This window comes from Streptomyces sp. NPDC026515 (assembly GCF_055567595.1).
On sequence record NZ_JBVHQD010000004.1, the window covers coordinates 486,101 to 502,797 of the forward strand.

Genomic DNA, 16,697 nt, shown 5'->3' on the forward strand with positions numbered 1-16,697 from the left:
CGCGGCATCGGCTCGGGGGCGGCGGAGCACGCCGCGGTCGTGCGCCGGGCCGTGCCCGTGCGCACCCGCTCGCGCGTCAGGTACCCGACAGCAGATGCAGGCGCAGGGCGAGCTGGAGTTCCAGGGCCTGCTCGGGGGAGTTCCACCCGGCGCCGAGCAGCGCCTGGACGCGGTCGAGGCGCTGTACCACCGTGTTCACGTGCACGTGCAGTTCCTCCTTCGCCCGGGTGAGGCTTCCGCCGCAGTCGAAATAGGCGCGCAGCGTACGCACCAGTTGGGTACCGCGTTGGCTGTCGTACTCCAGCAGCGGGCCCAGGGCCGCGGTGACGAAGCCGTCCACGTCGTGGTTGTCGCCGAGCAGCACGCCGAGGAAGCCGAGTTCGGTGACGCCCGCTCCCTGCCCGGTGCGATCGAGTATGTGCAGGGCTCGCAGACAGCGCACGCCTTCGGCGTGCGCGTCGGCGACAGCCCGTGGCCCCGCTGCCGGGCCTGTGCCGGCCACGGTGACCGGCGCGCCGATCAGTTGGCCGAGCTGCCCGGCGGCGAGCCGGGCCGCCTCCCCCGGCGCCTTGCCTTCACCGGGAAGCAGCAGGACCACGGCGGCCTCGTGCTCCGCGCTGACGCCGCCGCTCCCGAAGAGGTACCGCACGGCCGCGTCGGCGAGTCGGCCCCGTGCCTCGTCGACGGTCCGGGCGACGAGCAGGACGTGTGGCCGGTCGAGGTCGAAGCCGAGGCGACGGCCGCGGGCCACGAGGCCGGCCGGATCGCGATCGGGCGCGGTGAGCAGATCGGTGATCAGATCGCCGCGGACCCGGTTCTCCGTCTCGGCGACCGACCGCCGCAGCAGGAGGAGCAGTGAGGTCACGACGCTGCTCCGCTCGAACAGGCGCTGGTCGGGGCCGTCGAGGTCCGGTCGCCCGTACAGGACCAGACAGCCCAGCAGTTCCTGCCCCGCGAGCATCGCGCAGACCCAGCGCCCGTCACGGAACACCGCGCGGGCGGCGGCGCGGGAGCTCTTCGCCGACGCGACCAGCGCCGCCGCCTCCGCGTGACCTGCCTCTGCGGACCCCTCGGCGAACGCGCCGCCTTGCTCGCCCACCGCGGTGAGCGGCCACCCGGACCCGTCGTGGACCGCGACGTCCCCCTTCAGCAGGCCGGCCACGGCGGTGGCGACATCGGACACGTCGCCACCCCGCAGCACGAGATCGGTGAGCCGGTCATGGGACTCCTCGGCACGCTGGATGGCGGCGGAATGCTCCCCGATCACGGCGTTGGCCTCGGCGAGTTCGGCCAGCGCGGTCCGCGCGTCGGCCATGGCCTTCGCGGTGTCGATCGCGATGGCCGCGTGGTCGGCCAGTGAGCACAGCAGGGCCACCTCGTCCGGCGCGAAGGTGCGGGGCGTGCGGTCGGCCGCGAAGAGGGCCCCGATGACCTGGCCACCGCTTCCCGATCCCAGCAGCAGCGGTACGCCGAGGATCGCGACCAGTCCCTCGTCCAGGACCCCGGCGTCGATACTGCCGGTGTGCACGAAGCGGTCGTCGGTGCGGTAGTCCGGGGTGGCGTAGGGACGTGCGGTCTGCGCGACCAGACCGCCGAGGCCCTCGCCCAGTTGCAGGCGCAGGTTCTGGAACAGTCCGGACACCGAGCCGTCGGTGACCCGCATGAACGTGTCCCCGGCGTCCTCGTCGGGCAGGGTGAGGTAGGCCGTGTCGGTACCCAGGAGCAGGCGGGCCCGCCGGACGATGGACCGCAGTACGGCGTCGAGGTCGCGCAGGGCGGCCAGATCGCCCGCGGTGTCGAAGAGCGCCGTCAACTCGGCTTCCCGGCGCCTGTGTTGTCTGAGCGTGCTCTGCACACGCAGCGCGGCCTCGGTGGCTTTCTCGACCTCCGCGAGGTCCTCGGCGGTGGCACCGTCGCGGCGCGCATCGGCTGCGACGGTGCCGAGCTCTTCGGCGGGGGCGCCCGCGGCGAGGAGCTCCAGCAGCCGCCGCAGATGACAGGTGACGGAGACGGGCGAGTGCGGCATGGGCGGGCTACCGTTGCGAAGTCGGTGGACGGTGGTGTCGGGACATGGCCTGGAGCGTACGGCCGATGAGGGCCGGTGTCCCCCCGGACCGGGAGGACACCGACCCTCGGTGAGCGGCCCGCGCCGTCAGGCGGATGTGGCCGACCGCTGTTCCCGGACGGGTTCGGCCGCCACGGAGCCGTCCGGCTCGATGGCCGCGAGGTCTCGGCCGCGGGTCTCGCGGGAGGCGACGACGGCCACCACGGTGATCAGCGCCGCCAGACCGATGTACACCGAGATCGGCGTGGAGTCGTCGTACGAGCTCAGCAGCGCGGTTGCGATCAGTGGAGCCGGCGCGCCGGCCGCCACCGAGGAGAGCTGGGCCCCTATGGACGCGCCGGTGTAGCGCATCCGCGTGGCGAACAGCTCCGAGAAGAACGCCGCCTGGGGCGCGTACATGGCGCTGTGGAAGATCAGCCCGACCGTGACGGCCAGCACCAGCGAGGGGAACGACCTGGTGTCCAGCAGGGCGAAGAAGGCCCACGACCACAGGCCCACGCCGACCGCGCCCACCAGGTACACGGGCTTCCGGCCGACCCGGTCCGAGAGCGCGCCGAACAGCGGGATCAGACAGAACTGCACGGCCGAGCCGATGAGCACGGCGTTCAGCGACGTCTGCTTGTCGATCTTGAGGTGTTCCACGCAGTAGGTGAGGACGAACGCGGTGATCACGTAGTAGGAGATGTTCTCCGCCATCCGCGCCCCCATCGCGACCAGGACGTCCCGCCAGTGGTGGCGCAGGACGGCGACGAACGGCGGCTGCTCGGCCCGCTCCTCCGCCTTGCGCCGTTCGGCCTTGGCCAGCGCCTCCTTGAACAGGGGCGACTCGTCGACGGACAGCCGGATCCACAGACCGATCATGACCAGGACGGCCGAGAGCAGGAACGGCACCCGCCAGCCCCAGGTGTTGAACGCGTCGTCGCTGAGCACGCCGGTCATCAGGGAGAGCACTCCGACGGCGACCAGGTTGCCGGCCGGAGCGCCGGCCTGCGGCCACGAGGCCCAGAACCCGCGCCTGCCGGCCTCACCGTGCTCGGAGACCAGCAGGACGGCGCCGCCCCACTCGCCGCCCAGGGCGAAACCCTGGATCAGACGCAGGGTGGTCAGCAGCAGGGGCGCCGCGACGCCGATCGTGTCGTAGCCGGGGACGCAGCCGATCAGGGCGGTGGAGAGCCCCATCATCAGCAGGCTGATCACCAGGAGCTTCTTGCGTCCGAGGCGGTCGCCGAAGTGACCGAAGACCACGGCGCCGATCGGCCGGGCGGCGAAGCCGATGGCGTAGGTGAGGAAGGACAGCAGTGTCCCGGTCAGCGGGTCCGACTCGGGGAAGAACACGCGGCCGAACACGAGGGCCGCGGCCGAGCCGTACAGGAAGTAGTCGTACCACTCGATCGTGGTGCCGATCAGGCTGGCGGCGACGATGCGCCTGAGGTTGTTCGGGGCCGGTGGAGCGGTTGCGGGCGACGACATCGGCACCACTTCCTGGGGTGTGACGGGGACGTTTGCGTGTCGCCACACCGTAGGAATCCACAGGTCAGGCGCACATGTGGCGGGGCAACACAGTTCGGGGGTTGGTTATGCGTGCGGCCACCATGCCGGCTCATGGAAAGCCGGTTCCGGGGATCGACGGTGGCCGGAACGGGTGCCGTCCGGGACGCGTGGTGCCGGGTGGTTGCGACGGTCCGGTGTTGACTCCCGTGCAGGTGCGGTGCGAAAAGCCCGTACGTCGTCCGCTCTTCGGGGCCCTGGTGCAGTTGGCGACGCTTCCTGAAACGTTGCGCCTCGGGTGAACCAATGTCTGTGCCCGGGAGATCAGATTTTGACGGACCGCGCGGTGGGAGTTTTTGCCGCCAAGAGCAGAGCGCAATTATCCAACGTACACGGGCCGTTCCGGCGTGCTACTGTCGATCTCGGTTGCAGTTGTGGTTCCCAAAATTTCAAGTGCCCCCACCAGGCTTCTGCCGGTCGGGAGTGTGCTTCTGTATTTCCGGTCATTTCCGGGCGGGGTAATCATCGCGGCGACGCGGCGTTCGCGCAGTGCGGATTCCGATGCATTGCCCCAAAGGAGATATGACATGGCTACCGGTACTGTGAAGTGGTTCAACGCGGAAAAGGGCTTCGGCTTCATCGAGCAGGACGGGGGCGGCCCCGACGTGTTCGCCCACTACTCGAACATCGCGGCGCAGGGCTTCCGCGAGCTGCTCGAAGGCCAGAAGGTGAACTTCGACATCGCGCAGGGCCAGAAGGGCCCCACTGCCGAGAACATCGTTTCCGCCTGACGCCCACGCATCATCCGTAGCTGGGGCCCGCGTCCTTCGGGGCGCGGGGCCCAGCTACACGCATCTTTCGCGGTGATTTCCCCCGCGGAGCGACTCGGAGGAATCCGCAGTCCCACCACGCGCGGCTCCTCCTGCAGAGCTGCGGGCGCATCCTGAAGAGCTGCACCGCAGTCGACGCCCGGATCTTACGCCCCCACCGCGCCACTCATTTCAGCACGTGCGCCCCGGAGATTTCCGCCGGCCAGATTGCTTTCATTGCCACCGGTCCATACTTGTAATTCTCCATGTCGCTCATCGCTGCGGGAATTCCTTGATATGTGCCATCGAGGAAGGTTCCGCATGAACCGCACACGTACGAACGACCGCTCCGCCCGCACCCGTCAGGGCGGTGCCGACGCGCCGAAGCGCGGCAGTCGCTTCGGCTCGCCGGCACCACGCCGTTCCCAGGGGCCTGCCCGTTCCGGCGGCCGTCGGCCCGCCCCGGTGCAGGGAGAGTTCGCGCTGCCCAGGACGATCACCCCCGCGCTTCCTGCCGTTGAGGGTTTTGCCGATCTCGGCATGCCCGAGCAGTTGCTGGCCGAACTCGGCAGGCAGGGCGTGACCGTGCCGTTCCCGATCCAGGGCGCCACGCTGCCGAACTCCCTGGCGGGCCGTGACGTCCTGGGCCGCGGGCGCACCGGTTCCGGCAAGACTCTCGCCTTCGGCCTCGCCCTGCTCGCCCGTTCGGCCGGACGGCGTGCTGAGCCCCGCCAGCCGCTGGGGCTGATCCTCGTACCGACGCGTGAACTGGCGCAGCAGGTGACCGACGCGCTCACTCCGTATGCCCGCTCCGTCAGGCTGCGGCTGGCCACGGTGGTGGGTGGCATGTCCATCGGCAGGCAGGCGGTCGCGCTGCGTGGCGGGGCCGAGATCGTCGTGGCGACCCCTGGCCGGCTCAAGGACCTCATCGACCGTGGCGAGTGCAGCCTGAACCAGGTGAGCGTCACGGTGCTGGACGAGGCCGACCAGATGGCCGACATGGGATTCATGCCGCAGGTCACCGCGCTGCTCGACCAGGTGCGCCCGGAGGGGCAACGGATGCTGTTCTCCGCCACCTTGGACCGCAATGTCGACCTGCTGGTGCGCCGTTATCTGACCGACCCCGTCGTGCATTCGGTCGACCCCTCGGCCGGTGCGGTCACGACGATGGAGCACCACGTCCTGCACGTCCACGGCGCTGACAAGCACGCCGCCACGACCGAGATCGCCGCTCGCGACGGCCGGGTGATCATGTTCCTGGACACCAAGCATGCCGTCGACCGGCTGACCCAGGACCTCCTCAACAGCGGAGTGCGCGCCGCCGCGCTGCACGGCGGCAAGTCGCAGCCGCAGCGCACCCGCACGCTGGCGCAGTTCAAGACGGGGCACGTCAGCGTGCTGGTGGCGACCAACGTCGCGGCGCGCGGCATCCACGTCGACAACCTCGACCTCGTCGTCAACGTCGACCCGCCGACCGACCACAAGGACTACCTCCACCGCGGCGGCCGTACCGCCCGCGCCGGCGAGTCCGGCAGTGTCGTCACCCTCGTCACACCGAACCAGCGCCGCAGTATGGTGCGCCTCATGGCGGACGCCGGGATCCGGCCGCAGACCACCCAGATCCACTCGGGCGACGAAGCCCTGCGCCGGATCACCGGCGCTCAGGCACCCTCCGGCATCCCGGTCGTCATCACCGCACCGGTGCCCGAACGCCCCAAGCGCAGCGCCACCTCCCGAGGCCGGCGACGCCCCGCTTCGGGACGCCGGCGCGCCCCCGTACGCAAGTCCGTCTCCGGCGCGGCGGCCTAGGACCTTCGTGATCAAAAAGCTGACCCATCTCTGCAGGAGGCACCTTTTGACGCTGGTTCAGATGCAGCCCCGCCCGGCGAGCGCCGGCCCCGTGCACAGGACGGCGGAGGAGGTCGTGGACGAGGCCGGACCGCAGGTCTGTGACGACATGAGCATCGAGGTCGCGCTGTCCGTCATGGCCGCAGCCCGCACGAGCCGACTGGTCGTCTGTGACCAGGACGACCAGCGCACCGGCCTGGTCACCCGGACGGACCTCACCACCGTCCGCGACAGCTCCGCCTACACGGACCGCCTCCGCCTGCGCGACATCCTCGGCGACCACGGCTCGTTCACCTCACCCGTGACCGCCATGGCCGAAGCCGAGGGCGCGCCGCGCACCCGTGGGCCAGGTCTCCTGCCGGTGGCCGACGCGCAGGGCGGCGCCCTGGACGTCCTCGCTCTCTCCCGCTGAGCCACCACACCCCGGTCGGACCGTTCTCCCCTTCTCCCCTGTGAGGCCCCATGCGCTGCGTCATCGCCCGCTTCCCCTTCGAGCTCACCAAGGGGGGCGTGCTGGAATCGATGAAGGGCATCAAGCCCGAACCGGTCACCGGCGATTTCGTGATCATTGGCCGTCGTCACTATCCCGTCAAGCAGGTCGGCCAGGTCGTCACGCGCCAGGACCGCCGTGACTTCAGCGTCCCCGAGGTCCTGCGCGCCATGACTCAGCTCGGCTTCACCTGCCGCGCCGTCCCCAAGGCCGTGCCCCTGGGCGCTCTCAGCCCGATGCAGCACGCCTCCTCGATGCTCGGCGCCCCAGCTTCCGTCTGACCCGGGAAACAGCACGAACCGACACCTGAACAGCGCTGTGGGCCCTACCGGTACGCCGGTCGGGCCCACACTGCGTGCGGCCGGTTCCTGTCGCCGTCGCTCCGTGACCGGAATGGCTGAGGCCGCCCATGGACCAGGCGCTGACGTCCTCGATCGCCGTCCTCCTTCCCCCCCCGGGGGGCGTCGAAGACGGCGGCGAACTCCCCGGGCGGGCGAAATCCGTCAGCACCTCCGACACCCTCTGCCTCCGCAGCGCTTCGGGAGCCGGGCGGCCGGCGATGAAGCGGACTGTGTTCGCGGGCCATCCGGCTGCTCGACTTGAGCGGTGACGCGGACACGACCAGGACCACGCTGTCCGCTTCGTCAGGGGCCATGGCGAGAGTGGCGAGTGGCCTCGGGACGAGGAAGCAGATCCTCGTCAAGGCGCTGAGGTGGAAGCAGGAGCGTCGACCGGTGGAGTTCCTCACGAGACGCGGTGTCGGCCGGTGCCCGCCGGCGGCAGCCGCGGCGCTTTCGGCGACGTCACGCCCCCCCGACGTGCGGCGCGGCGATGGGTCACTGCGAGCGCCTCACTGGGCTCGGAGCTCTTGAACCGTCCGTGGACCGGTCCAGCAGACAGGTCGGCACGGATTACGTCATCTTCGGGCGCGCGGAAATCTATGCCAGATGAAGTAGGTATTGGGCGGCGGTGTGGGTATAGTTTCTCTCGTAGCCGAGATCGAGCGGGTGCGGCAGAGATGAACTGCCGGGCAGCAGTACACGCAGTTGCAGTTCGCAGCGGCCGTACCCGTGAGTGACTAGTTGATCAAGAGGGAAGAACGGAGGAGCCGAGCGCCATCAGGATCGCCCGGGCGGAAGTCGTGGCCCGGGTACCGCAGGACATCGATAGTGAGGTGGTCTCCGGTCAGGCAATCGCGATCCCCGCGCCTCCGACAGCATGTCGGTGGGGTCTGCGGAAACACAGGGCCGGTTCAGTATCAGGGCCGGCAGATGGTGTAGTAGTTCCTTCGGGGCCCTGGTGCCAGTACGGCGCCAGGGCCCCTCGACGCGTTCCACAGAGAGGTGCGATGACAGCAGACGACACGTTCGGCCGTCTCGATGACGACGACTACCCCGCCTACACCATGGGCCGGGCCGCCGAGATGCTCGGCACCACACAGGGTTTCCTCCGCGCCATCGGCGAAGCCCGCCTCATCACCCCGCTGCGCTCCGCGGGCGGCCACCGCCGCTACTCCCGCTACCAGCTGCGCATTGCGGCCCGCGCCCGGGAGCTCGTCGACCAGGGGACCCCCATCGAGGCCGCCTGCCGCATCGTCATCCTCGAAGACCAACTGGATGAGGCCCAGCGCCTCAACGCCGAATATCGCCGTGCCGCCGAATCAGCGAACCCGTCGGCAGGGGCATGAGATGAGCGTGCCCGTCGGCGTCGGCGGGCACGCACGGTCTCGTGTGCGGCGTGATCACTTCCTCTGGTGACGCGGCGTGTGGGCGTGTAACGTCTGCGTCAGCTGTCGTGGTTCGGAATTCCCTCTTGCCCACGCCTTTGGTGTGGGCGTTTTGCTGTGCTGTGCCGCAGGAACCAGGGCGATCACCTCCGCCTGCCACACGGAGTGGCAGGCGTTCATCGACTGGAAGGCATGACCATGGCTACGGGAACTGTGAAGTGGTTCAACGCGGAGAAGGGCTTCGGCTTCATCGCCCAGGACGGCGGCGGCCCGGATGTCTTCGCGCACTACTCGGCGATCAACTCCACTGGCTTTCGTGAGCTCCAGGAGGGCCAGGCCGTGACGTTCGACGTCACCCAGGGCCAGAAGGGTCCGCAGGCCGAGAACATCAACCTGGCCTGACCTCGCAGACCCGCCCGGGGGAGCGCGCACGTCGCGTCCGTGGCCTCCGCCGGTGCGGGTCCTGTCGCCCACCTGGACGAAGTCGCCTGATCTGTGGAGGCCCGGGCCGATGCGACTTCGGCCCGGAACCTCCCGACCTCAGTCGCCGCGGGCGACGTCGGACACGGGAGCCGCGTGTCCTGCGCCGCGACCGTGCGGCTCGGAGGAGCCGACGTCAGGGCGTGCGCGGTCTCGCCGATATCCCGCACGACCTCCGCGTCCGGCGCCGCGGGCCCGAACCGACCGGGTCGCCGGTGAAGTCGGTGATGAAGAACGACACCGACGCGGCCCCGAGCTGCTTCTTGCGCATGCCCGCGACCACGTCGAGTGACTCGACGGGCTCCGTCGGCGCCAGCGTCCCCGCCACCGTCATGGCCTCCCTCGGCCGTCCCCGTTCTCCGAAGTGCGTCGCCACACCGGCCTGCCGGGGTGGCGACGCACTTCCGTGCCCGGCGTGGCTCAGGCGTCGATGATGACGGGGATGACGAGGGGCTTGCGACGGTGGGTGCGGAACGCCCAGTTCGCCACGGCGCGGGCGATGAGCTGTTCGAGTTGGCGCGCGTCCCCGACGCCTTCCGCGGCCGCGGTGGCCAGGGTCTTCTCGATGACCGGGATGACCGGCTCGAAGGTGGTGTCGTCGTGGACGAACCCCCGGGCCAGGAAGTCGGGGGCCTCGGCGAGGGCGCCGGTGTCCGCGTCGACGATCGCCACTACCGTGACCACGCCTTCGGCGGCGAGGGTGAGCCGGTCCTTGAGGGACGCTTCGGTTGCGCCGCCGACTTCCATGCCGTCCACGTAGACGTTGCCGGCGGGGACCTTGCCGGTGATGGACGCGCGTCCGTCGACCAGGTCGACGACGACGCCGTCCTCGGCGATGACGACCCGGTCGGGGCTGACACCCGTACGGATGGCGAGGTCGCCGTTGGCCCGCAGGTGGCGCCATTCGCCGTGCACGGGCATGACGTTGCGGGGCTTGACGATGTTGTAGCAATAGACGAGTTCGCCGGCGCTGGCGTGCCCGGAGACGTGCACCTTGGCGTTGCCCTTGTGGACCACGTGGGCGCCCCAACGGGTGAGTCCGTTGATCACCCGGTAGATGGCGTTCTCGTTGCCTGGGATGAGGGAGCTGGCGAGCAGGACGGTGTCGCCCTCGTCGATGCGGATCACGTGGTCCCGGTTGGCCATCCGTGACAGCGCGGCCATCGGTTCACCCTGGGAGCCGGTGCACACCAGGGTGATCTTGTGGTCCGGGAGCTTCTCCAGTTCCTTCGTGCTCACGACCAGACCGGACGGGACCTTCAGATATCCCAGGTCACGAGCGATGCCCATGTTGCGGACCATCGACCGGCCGACGAAGGCGACCTTGCGGCCGTGCTGGTGGGCGGCGTCCAGGACCTGCTGGATGCGGTGCACATGGCTGGCGAAGCTGGAGACGATGACCCGGCGCGGCGCGGTGCGCATCACCTGCTCGATCGCCGGGTTCAGCTCACGCTCGGAGGTGGTGAAGCCGGGTACTTCGGCGTTGGTGGAGTCGGTGAGGAAAAGGTCCACGCCCTCCTCGCCGAGGCGGGCGAAGGCGCGCAGATCGGTGATGCGGTCGTCGAGAGGGAACTGGTCCATCTTGAAGTCACCGGTGTGCAGCACCATCCCGGCCCGGGTGCGGATCGCGACCGCGAGGCTGTCGGGGATGGAGTGGTTGACCGCAACGAACTCGCAGTCGAAGGGCCCGAAGCCGCGCCGGTCGCCCTCCCGCACCCGCGTCGTGCGCGGCCGGATCCCGTGTTCCTTGAGCTTGGCCTCCAGGAACGCCAGCGTCAGCTTGGAACCGACGACGGGAATGTCGGACCGCTCACGGAGCAGGTACGGCACGCCGCCGATGTGGTCCTCGTGGCCATGGGTGAGGACCATGGCCACGACGTCGTCCAGCCGGTCCCGGATCGAGGTGAAGTCCGGCAGGATCACGTCCACGCCGGGCTGGGTCTCCTCGGGGAACAGCACACCGCAGTCGACGATGAGCAGTTTGCCGGCGTGTTCGAAGACGGTCATGTTGCGGCCGATCTCACCCAGGCCGCCCAGGGCGATGACCCGCAGCCCCCCTTCGGGCAGAGGCGGGGCGGCTTTCAGTTCGGGGTGCGGATGACTCATGCCTTGACGGTACCGGGAGAGGCACGCGACCCGCGCATGCGCTCCCGGCCGCCGGAGTATCGAGGTGGAACGTCATGTCGATCGCGGTCCGTCGTGCTCCGTCTGCCCTCGGGGCGCCGTGGGACGCCGAGGCGGTCCGGGACGGCGCACCGGCACTGCCGCGCGCATCGGCGCGGGCACGCGGCGATCGACCGGGAACGGTATGTCCCGCGCTCGTGGATCACGGGCGCGGGCCGCCGCCGGTCGGCCGGGATTCCTGAGGAGGTCGGCTTCGCCACGAAGCCCGCGCTCGCCCTCCGCATGATCGACCGGACCCCGGACACCGGGATTCGTGCAGCCCGGGTGGCAGCGGACGGGGTCTGCCAAGGCGATCCGCAGCTGCCGAGCGCTGGAATATCCCAGGTCGGCTACGTCCTCGCGGTCGCCCGCGATCACCGGATCGCCACCCTGGCGGGCAGGGCGCGGGCCGATGCACCGGCCGAGCGGTTGCCGGAAGGGGCCTTGCGGAAGCCCTCCGCCGACGCCGGGAGGCAGAAGGGGATCGCTTACGACCGGGTCCTGGCCGGCGTCGCCGACGACCAGCCCGGTCACCGCCGTCTCCTCGTTCGCCGCAACCGTGACAGCGGAGAACTCGCCTTCTGCCACTGCTGCCCGGCCGCTCCGGTGAGCTTGCGCAGACCTGCTGGTCGTGTGGAGCTGCCTGGGTCGGTCACGGCGTCGTGAGCGCTGGGCACGGTGGTCACCGTTGCGGATTCGAAGGGGAGCGGAACCGCCGAGACCGGTCGGCGTCGGGGACGGAAGGAAGGGGCCGGGGCTGGTGGTGCGGGACAGCGGCCGCGTGGCCGCGGTGCGGACCGCCGCCGTGGTGGGGAACGTCGACGGCCCCGTCCGAGAGCCGGTGTGACGGGCCTTCAGCGAGCGGTCCAGCCGCCGTCGAGAGGTATCGAGCTGCCGGTGATGTAGCCGCTGTCCTCGGTGCACAGCCACAGGGCCGCCGCGGCGACCTCGGCGGGCTCGATCAGACGTTTGATCGCGGTGCGGTCCAGGAACACCTGGTCCACCACGTCCGCGGCCGGGATGCCGTGGGCGAGTGCCTGGTCGGCGATCTGCTCCTCGACCAACGGTGTGCGGACGTAGCCCGGGTTGACGCAGTTGCTGGTCACACCGTACGGGGCGCCCTCCAGGGCGACGACCTTGCTCAGGCCCTCCAGCGCGTGCTTCGCCGTGACGTACGCGGACTTGTAGGCGCTGGCCCGGAGTCCGTGCACGGACGAGATGTTGACGACCCTGCCCCAACCGTTCGCGTACATGTGGGGCAGGGTGCGGCGCAGGATGCGAAACGGCGCTTCCACCATGACCCGCTGGATCAGCGCGAAGCGCGCGGGGGGGAACTCGTGCAGCGGGGCGACATGCTGCAGACCGGCGTTGTTGACCACGATGTCGGCGTCGTCCGGGAGCGCGTCGACGGCCTCTGCCTCGGAGAGGTCGGCCACGACAGCGGTGCCGCCGATCGACTCGGCCACCTCCTTGGCGGTCTCACCGGCCCGGTCCACCACGTACACCTCGGCACCGGCCGCGGCGAAGCCTTCCGCGCAGGCCCGGCCGATCCCGCTCGCGGCGCCGGTGACCAGAACCTTGCGGCCGGTCAGGAATCCGGTCGACGCCGGACCGCGCGCGGCGGTGTCACCGGGCCCGGGATGCTGGGGTGAGCTCTCGTCGGAGCTCTTGGTGCTGTCCATGGCCGAACACGGTAGGGAGCAACAGAGCAATGAGACATGTGCGCTGTCGACATACCTGCGAACCATGGGATGGGGACCGCCGCCATCCCAAGCCGGTCGGCCGGGGTTCCGGCGGCCGCAGCCGGCCCGCACCACCTGATATGTGCCGTTGGGCCGGCCCGCGCGACTCGTCGCATGTCACAGCGCCATCGCCGGCACCATGGGTGCGCGAGCCACGCCGGGCAGCGCGGTCCTGGGTGCCCCTCACATGTCGCGGCCGGGACCGCCGGTCGTACGGTCCGTCTCCAGCAGGTCGGTTCGACAGCGGGCGGGCCGCGGACGGGTGCCGCGGTGACGGTCCGAAGCGATGGGTGCGGGGCGTTGCCCGGGCGGGGTGGGACCGCAGGGCGGCGCGCCGGGCCCACGATCCCCCCTCCCCACCACTCATCGGAGTCGCATCATGCTTCACTCCACCTGGCGTGGACTGTTCCGGCGGACCGCACTGGCCGCCGCACTGGGCGCCCTCGCGACGGGCCTGGGCGTCGTCGCCCCCGTCGCGTCGAGCGCCGCGGCGGCCGGCACCCTCCAGCAGGTCACCAACTTCGGCTCGAACCCCGGCAACCTGGCGATGTACGAGTACGCACCGTCCGGGCTGGCCGCCGGCGCACCGCTGGTGGTCGCCCTGCACGGGTGCACCCAGTCGGCGAGCGACTACCACGCGCACTCCGGCTGGCAGAAGTTCGCCGACCAGTGGGGCTTCGCCGTGGTGTACCCGCAGACCGGCTCGGCCAACAACAGCTTGTCCTGCTTCAGCTGGTTCGACTCGGCCAAGGACACGCGGGGCAAGGGCGAGGCGGCCTCGATCAAGCAGATGGTCGACACCGCCGTGGCGCAGTACGGTTCGGACCGCGGCCGCGTCTTCGTCTCCGGGCTGTCCGCCGGCGGCGGCATGACCGCAGACCTGCTCGCCGACTACCCGGACGTGTTCGCCGGGGGAGCCGTCGACTCGGGTCTTCCCGCGCAGTGCGCCACCACACAGACCGCCGCCTCCGGCTGCCAGTACAGCGGTCAGAACCTCACCCCGAAGCAGTGGGGCGACAAGGTCCGCAACTCCTACCCGGGGTACGCGGGCCCGTGGCCGCGGGTGGCCATCTGGCAGGGTTCCTCCGACACCACCGTCGCCCCCGTCAACGGCACCGAGCTGCGCGACCAGTGGACCGACGTCTGGGGCATCGGCCAGACGGCCTCCAGCACCCGGAGCCTCACCGGCGGCACCACCGAGAGCATTTACGACGACACCACCGGCAAGGCCGCGGTCGCCCTGTTCTCCGTCTCCGGCATGGCGCACGGCCTGGCGGTGAACCCCGGTTCGGGAGCCGACCAGTGCGGCAGCACGGGGACGTACTACCTCAACTACATCTGCTCCAGCTACCACACCGCGAAGTTCTGGGGCCTGGACGGCGGCGGCGGCACCGGTTCCCTGCCGGCCCCTTCCGGCCTCACGGTCACCGGCACCACCAGTACCGGCGCCTCGCTGTCGTGGAACGCCGTGAGCGGCGCCACCACGTACAACGTCTACCGGGGCGGCTCGAAGGTGGGCTCCGCGACGGGCACCACGTACACGGACAGCGGCCTGTCAGCCGGCACCTTCTACAGCTACACCGTAGCGGCGGTCGATTCCTCGGGAGCCGTCGGCGCGTCCTCCGGGGCGGTCACGGCGACCACGACCGGCTCCGCACCGGCGTGCTACACCGCCAACAACTACCAGCAGGTTCAGGCCGGTCGTGCCCATCAGTCGGGTGGCTACACCTACGCCAACGGCTCCGCGCAGAACATGGGCCTGTACAACGTCGCGGTCACCCACACGCTCAAGGAGACCTCTCCGGGCTACTTCGTCATCGCCGACTCCGGCTGCTGAACCGCTGGCGGACCACGCCTGCGTCCGCGGCGCGGGGAACGGCAGGCGCAGGCTGTCAGCCGGGTCGGTGCGCAGGCCCCTCCCAGGTGACGGCGGCCGCGATACCCGCGGAGGCGGTCACCGGGTGCAGACCTCTGGGTATCGGTCCGCCGAGCTGCCTAGCGGGCCGGCCGAAGAGGCCGGCGGGCGGACGCTTCCGCCGAGTCCGGCCCGGATGATCAATGCCAGGGGATGCCTGCGGAGGATGTGGGGTCGGCGGCGGCCGAAGAGCCTGCGAGCCGGTCAGGAGTCAGGGTCGGCTTCGGGGTGCGTGAACCGCACGGGCTTGCCCAGCGACCGGGCGTAGCCGATTTCGGCTCGGGTGCTGTCTCCGATGTAGTCGCCGACTACGAGCACCTCGTCAGCGAGCCGGATCTTCGCCCGGTGCAGATCGTCGAGCCGGACCTTCAGCGCCTCGGCCTCGACGGGATCGGACCAGAGTCCGTGCGGCGACTTCATGTCACAGCCCGGGCTGACGACAATCCTTCCGGCTGTGGTCTCCCGCAGATCGGCCTCGTTCATCTCGGTCATGAAGCGGGTGGAGCCGCAGATCACGACGATACGCGGGAGGTTCAACAGCTGCTTCGCGTCGGCGAGCTTCTCCTCGGGGGTGAGCGGTTGCGGGTATGACACGGGTTCCTCCTGGTGGTGCGGTCCAAGGGCTGCCTGCGGCGACGAGAACGAGGGTGTCAGTGAAGGAGCATCCCGGCACGCCCCTGCACACCCGCGCCGCCTGTTCCCCTGCCTGCTCCGGCAGCCCGGTTACGACATGCGGCTGCGCAAGGCGGTCGGTCTGATGCGAGGCGTCAACCGGATCCCGGCCACCGTCACCGGCGGTGGCTTGGCGTCAGCCGCTCGCAGGTCCCCTTCGACCGCCTGATGCCCTGGGACCGGATGAGGCCCCGGGCTGCCGGGTGCGTGAACGCCGTCCGGGTCGGTGCGAAGGACGGCTCCGTACCGGACGAAGTGCGTTCCTGGCGCATCGTCGGGCAGGCCGGCATCCGGCCGGCCCGAGTCCTCGCACATTCCGCGGCAGGTGCTTGGCCGGGCGAGGGTGCGACAGCCTGGCCCGAGCGTCGGAGCAGGCGAGGAACCCTCCTGCCCGAACGAGATCGATGTTCCTCGAAATCTTCGGGTGACAGGAGTGCCGGTGTACAGTGGCGATGCCCCTGACCTGCAGAAAGCTGGCGGGGAGCCGTCTTCTGGGAGTCCATAGTGCTGCGCACCATGTTCAAGTCCAAGATCCATCGAGCCACCGTCACCCAGGCCGACCTGCACTACGTGGGATCGGTGACCATCGACGCCGACCTCCTCGACGCCGCCGACCTGCTCCCCGGTGAGCTGGTCCACATCGTCGACATCAGCAACGGCGCCCGGCTGGAGACGTACGTCATCGAGGGCGAGCGGGGTTCCGGCGTCGTCGGGATCAACGGAGCGGCCGCGCACCTCGTCCACCCCGGCGACCTGGTGATCATCATCAGCTACGCTCAGGTCACCGACGCCGAGGCGCGTACGCTTCGGCCGCGGGTCGTGCACGTGGACCACGACAACCGCGTCGTGGCGCTCGGCGCCGACCCGTCCGAGCCGGTACCCGGATCGGACCAGGAGCGCAGCCCGCAGGCCGTGTCGGCCTGACCGGCGGACCAGGAGGGCGACATGAGCGACATCGAGATCCGCGACGACCGGGCGGCGGGCCGTCTGGAGGCGGTCGCCGGCGACGAAGTCGTCGGCCACGTCGAGTACTTCGTGCTGGAGTCGCCCTCCCGGGCCCTGGTGCCGGTCCACACCATCGTGGAACCGGAGCACGAGGGGAAGGGCATCGCTGGCTCCCTCGCCCGCGAGCTGTACGCGATCGCCGAGCGCGAGGACACCCCGGTGGCCCCGCTCTGCCCGTACGTCGTCAGGTGGGCCGAACGTCACCCCGAGGTGGCTCCGGCGGCCGATCCCGAGCTGCTGCGTGCGGCAAAGGAGTGGCTGGTCGCCCACCCCGGCCGGTTCTGAGGTACAGCG

The 16,697-nt window shown here is 70.2% G+C and carries 16 protein-coding genes; 10 read left to right on the forward strand and 6 right to left on the reverse strand.

Annotation, left to right across the window (positions count from 1 at the left end; translation table 11 throughout):
• Positions 1-76: 76 nt before the first annotated feature.
• Complete coding sequence (locus tag ACZ4O3_RS10670) at positions 77-2,026, reverse strand: helix-turn-helix domain-containing protein (RefSeq protein WP_467721895.1); 1,950 nt, start codon at positions 2,024-2,026, stop codon at positions 77-79.
• A 126-nt stretch (positions 2,027-2,152) separates the two neighbouring features.
• Positions 2,153-3,535: an MFS transporter gene (locus ACZ4O3_RS10675; RefSeq protein ID WP_467721896.1), complete on the reverse strand. Its 1,383-nt coding sequence runs from the start codon at positions 3,533-3,535 to the stop codon at positions 2,153-2,155.
• Between the two features lie 605 nt (positions 3,536-4,140).
• Here ACZ4O3_RS10675 and ACZ4O3_RS10680 point away from each other — a divergent pair.
• The 6 genes from ACZ4O3_RS10680 (at position 4,141) to ACZ4O3_RS10705 (ending at position 8,828) form a co-directional block, all read left to right on the forward strand.
• Positions 4,141-4,344 (forward strand): cold-shock protein, encoded by a 204-nt coding sequence (locus ACZ4O3_RS10680; protein WP_362723809.1) that lies wholly within the window; start codon positions 4,141-4,143, stop codon positions 4,342-4,344.
• 339 nt (positions 4,345-4,683) lie between these two features.
• Complete coding sequence (locus tag ACZ4O3_RS10685; RefSeq protein WP_467721897.1) at positions 4,684-6,171, forward strand: DEAD/DEAH box helicase; 1,488 nt, start codon at positions 4,684-4,686, stop codon at positions 6,169-6,171.
• Between the two features lie 46 nt (positions 6,172-6,217).
• Positions 6,218-6,622 (forward strand): CBS domain-containing protein, encoded by a 405-nt coding sequence (locus ACZ4O3_RS10690; protein WP_467721898.1) that lies wholly within the window; start codon positions 6,218-6,220, stop codon positions 6,620-6,622.
• 50 nt (positions 6,623-6,672) lie between these two features.
• A complete protein-coding gene (locus tag ACZ4O3_RS10695) occupies positions 6,673-6,981 on the forward strand; it encodes an SCO5918 family protein (RefSeq protein WP_362723800.1) in 309 nt (102 codons plus the stop codon).
• Between the two features lie 1,067 nt (positions 6,982-8,048).
• Positions 8,049-8,387, forward strand: coding sequence for a MerR family transcriptional regulator (locus ACZ4O3_RS10700; RefSeq protein WP_467721899.1), 339 nt, complete (start codon positions 8,049-8,051; stop codon positions 8,385-8,387).
• 237 nt (positions 8,388-8,624) lie between these two features.
• Positions 8,625-8,828 (forward strand): cold-shock protein, encoded by a 204-nt coding sequence (locus ACZ4O3_RS10705; RefSeq protein ID WP_030052720.1) that lies wholly within the window; start codon positions 8,625-8,627, stop codon positions 8,826-8,828.
• 214 nt (positions 8,829-9,042) lie between these two features.
• On the opposite strand, the gene ACZ4O3_RS10710 is transcribed toward ACZ4O3_RS10705, so the two are convergent.
• Positions 9,043-9,240, reverse strand: a complete 198-nt coding sequence (locus ACZ4O3_RS10710) for a hypothetical protein (protein ID WP_467721900.1) — start codon at positions 9,238-9,240, stop codon at positions 9,043-9,045.
• 86 nt (positions 9,241-9,326) lie between these two features.
• Positions 9,327-11,012, reverse strand: coding sequence for a ribonuclease J (locus tag ACZ4O3_RS10715; protein ID WP_467721901.1), 1,686 nt, complete (start codon positions 11,010-11,012; stop codon positions 9,327-9,329).
• A gap of 36 nt (positions 11,013-11,048) precedes the next feature.
• Between ACZ4O3_RS10715 and ACZ4O3_RS10720 the strand changes: the two genes are divergently transcribed.
• A complete protein-coding gene (locus ACZ4O3_RS10720; RefSeq protein ID WP_467721920.1) occupies positions 11,049-11,735 on the forward strand; it encodes a transposase in 687 nt (228 codons plus the stop codon).
• A 188-nt stretch (positions 11,736-11,923) separates the two neighbouring features.
• Here ACZ4O3_RS10720 and ACZ4O3_RS10725 read toward each other — a convergent pair whose 3' ends face one another.
• Positions 11,924-12,751: a 3-hydroxybutyrate dehydrogenase gene (locus ACZ4O3_RS10725; protein WP_362722723.1), complete on the reverse strand. Its 828-nt coding sequence runs from the start codon at positions 12,749-12,751 to the stop codon at positions 11,924-11,926.
• A gap of 439 nt (positions 12,752-13,190) precedes the next feature.
• On the opposite strand from ACZ4O3_RS10725, the gene ACZ4O3_RS10730 reads away from it, so the two are divergent.
• Entirely contained in the window at positions 13,191-14,648 is a 1,458-nt protein-coding gene (locus tag ACZ4O3_RS10730; RefSeq protein ID WP_467721902.1) for an extracellular catalytic domain type 1 short-chain-length polyhydroxyalkanoate depolymerase, read from the forward strand.
• 282 nt (positions 14,649-14,930) lie between these two features.
• On the opposite strand, the gene ACZ4O3_RS10735 is transcribed toward ACZ4O3_RS10730, so the two are convergent.
• Complete coding sequence (locus ACZ4O3_RS10735; RefSeq protein WP_362722717.1) at positions 14,931-15,320, reverse strand: hypothetical protein; 390 nt, start codon at positions 15,318-15,320, stop codon at positions 14,931-14,933.
• 582 nt (positions 15,321-15,902) lie between these two features.
• Here ACZ4O3_RS10735 and panD point away from each other — a divergent pair.
• Both panD and ACZ4O3_RS10745 read left to right on the forward strand, forming a co-directional pair.
• Positions 15,903-16,322, forward strand: coding sequence for an aspartate 1-decarboxylase (gene panD / locus ACZ4O3_RS10740; protein ID WP_362722714.1), 420 nt, complete (start codon positions 15,903-15,905; stop codon positions 16,320-16,322).
• A gap of 21 nt (positions 16,323-16,343) precedes the next feature.
• The gene (locus ACZ4O3_RS10745) at positions 16,344-16,688 is read left to right on the forward strand and encodes a GNAT family N-acetyltransferase (protein ID WP_362722711.1); all 345 of its coding nucleotides are present in this window, start codon (positions 16,344-16,346) and stop codon (positions 16,686-16,688) included.
• Positions 16,689-16,697: the final 9 nt, after the last annotated feature.

Excerpts from the sequence above, each read along its gene's own strand:
- ACZ4O3_RS10745 (WP_362722711.1), top strand. The coding sequence starts at position 16,344 with ATGAGCGACATCGAGATCCGCGACGACCGGGCGGCGGGCCGTCTGGAG.
- ACZ4O3_RS10710 (WP_467721900.1), bottom strand. The coding sequence starts at position 9,240 with ATGACGGTGGCGGGGACGCTGGCGCCGACGGAGCCCGTCGAGTCACTC.
- ACZ4O3_RS10720 (WP_467721920.1), top strand. The coding sequence starts at position 11,049 with ATGCGCTCCCGGCCGCCGGAGTATCGAGGTGGAACGTCATGTCGATCG.
- ACZ4O3_RS10670 (WP_467721895.1), bottom strand. The coding sequence starts at position 2,026 with ATGCCGCACTCGCCCGTCTCCGTCACCTGTCATCTGCGGCGGCTGCTG.
- ACZ4O3_RS10680 (WP_362723809.1), top strand. The coding sequence starts at position 4,141 with ATGGCTACCGGTACTGTGAAGTGGTTCAACGCGGAAAAGGGCTTCGGC.
- ACZ4O3_RS10730 (WP_467721902.1), top strand. The coding sequence starts at position 13,191 with ATGCTTCACTCCACCTGGCGTGGACTGTTCCGGCGGACCGCACTGGCC.
- ACZ4O3_RS10695 (WP_362723800.1), top strand. The coding sequence starts at position 6,673 with ATGCGCTGCGTCATCGCCCGCTTCCCCTTCGAGCTCACCAAGGGGGGC.
- ACZ4O3_RS10685 (WP_467721897.1), top strand. The coding sequence starts at position 4,684 with ATGAACCGCACACGTACGAACGACCGCTCCGCCCGCACCCGTCAGGGC.
- ACZ4O3_RS10700 (WP_467721899.1), top strand. The coding sequence starts at position 8,049 with ATGACAGCAGACGACACGTTCGGCCGTCTCGATGACGACGACTACCCC.
- ACZ4O3_RS10675 (WP_467721896.1), bottom strand. The coding sequence starts at position 3,535 with ATGTCGTCGCCCGCAACCGCTCCACCGGCCCCGAACAACCTCAGGCGC.
- ACZ4O3_RS10705 (WP_030052720.1), top strand. The coding sequence starts at position 8,625 with ATGGCTACGGGAACTGTGAAGTGGTTCAACGCGGAGAAGGGCTTCGGC.
- ACZ4O3_RS10715 (WP_467721901.1), bottom strand. The coding sequence starts at position 11,012 with ATGAGTCATCCGCACCCCGAACTGAAAGCCGCCCCGCCTCTGCCCGAA.
- ACZ4O3_RS10725 (WP_362722723.1), bottom strand. The coding sequence starts at position 12,751 with ATGGACAGCACCAAGAGCTCCGACGAGAGCTCACCCCAGCATCCCGGG.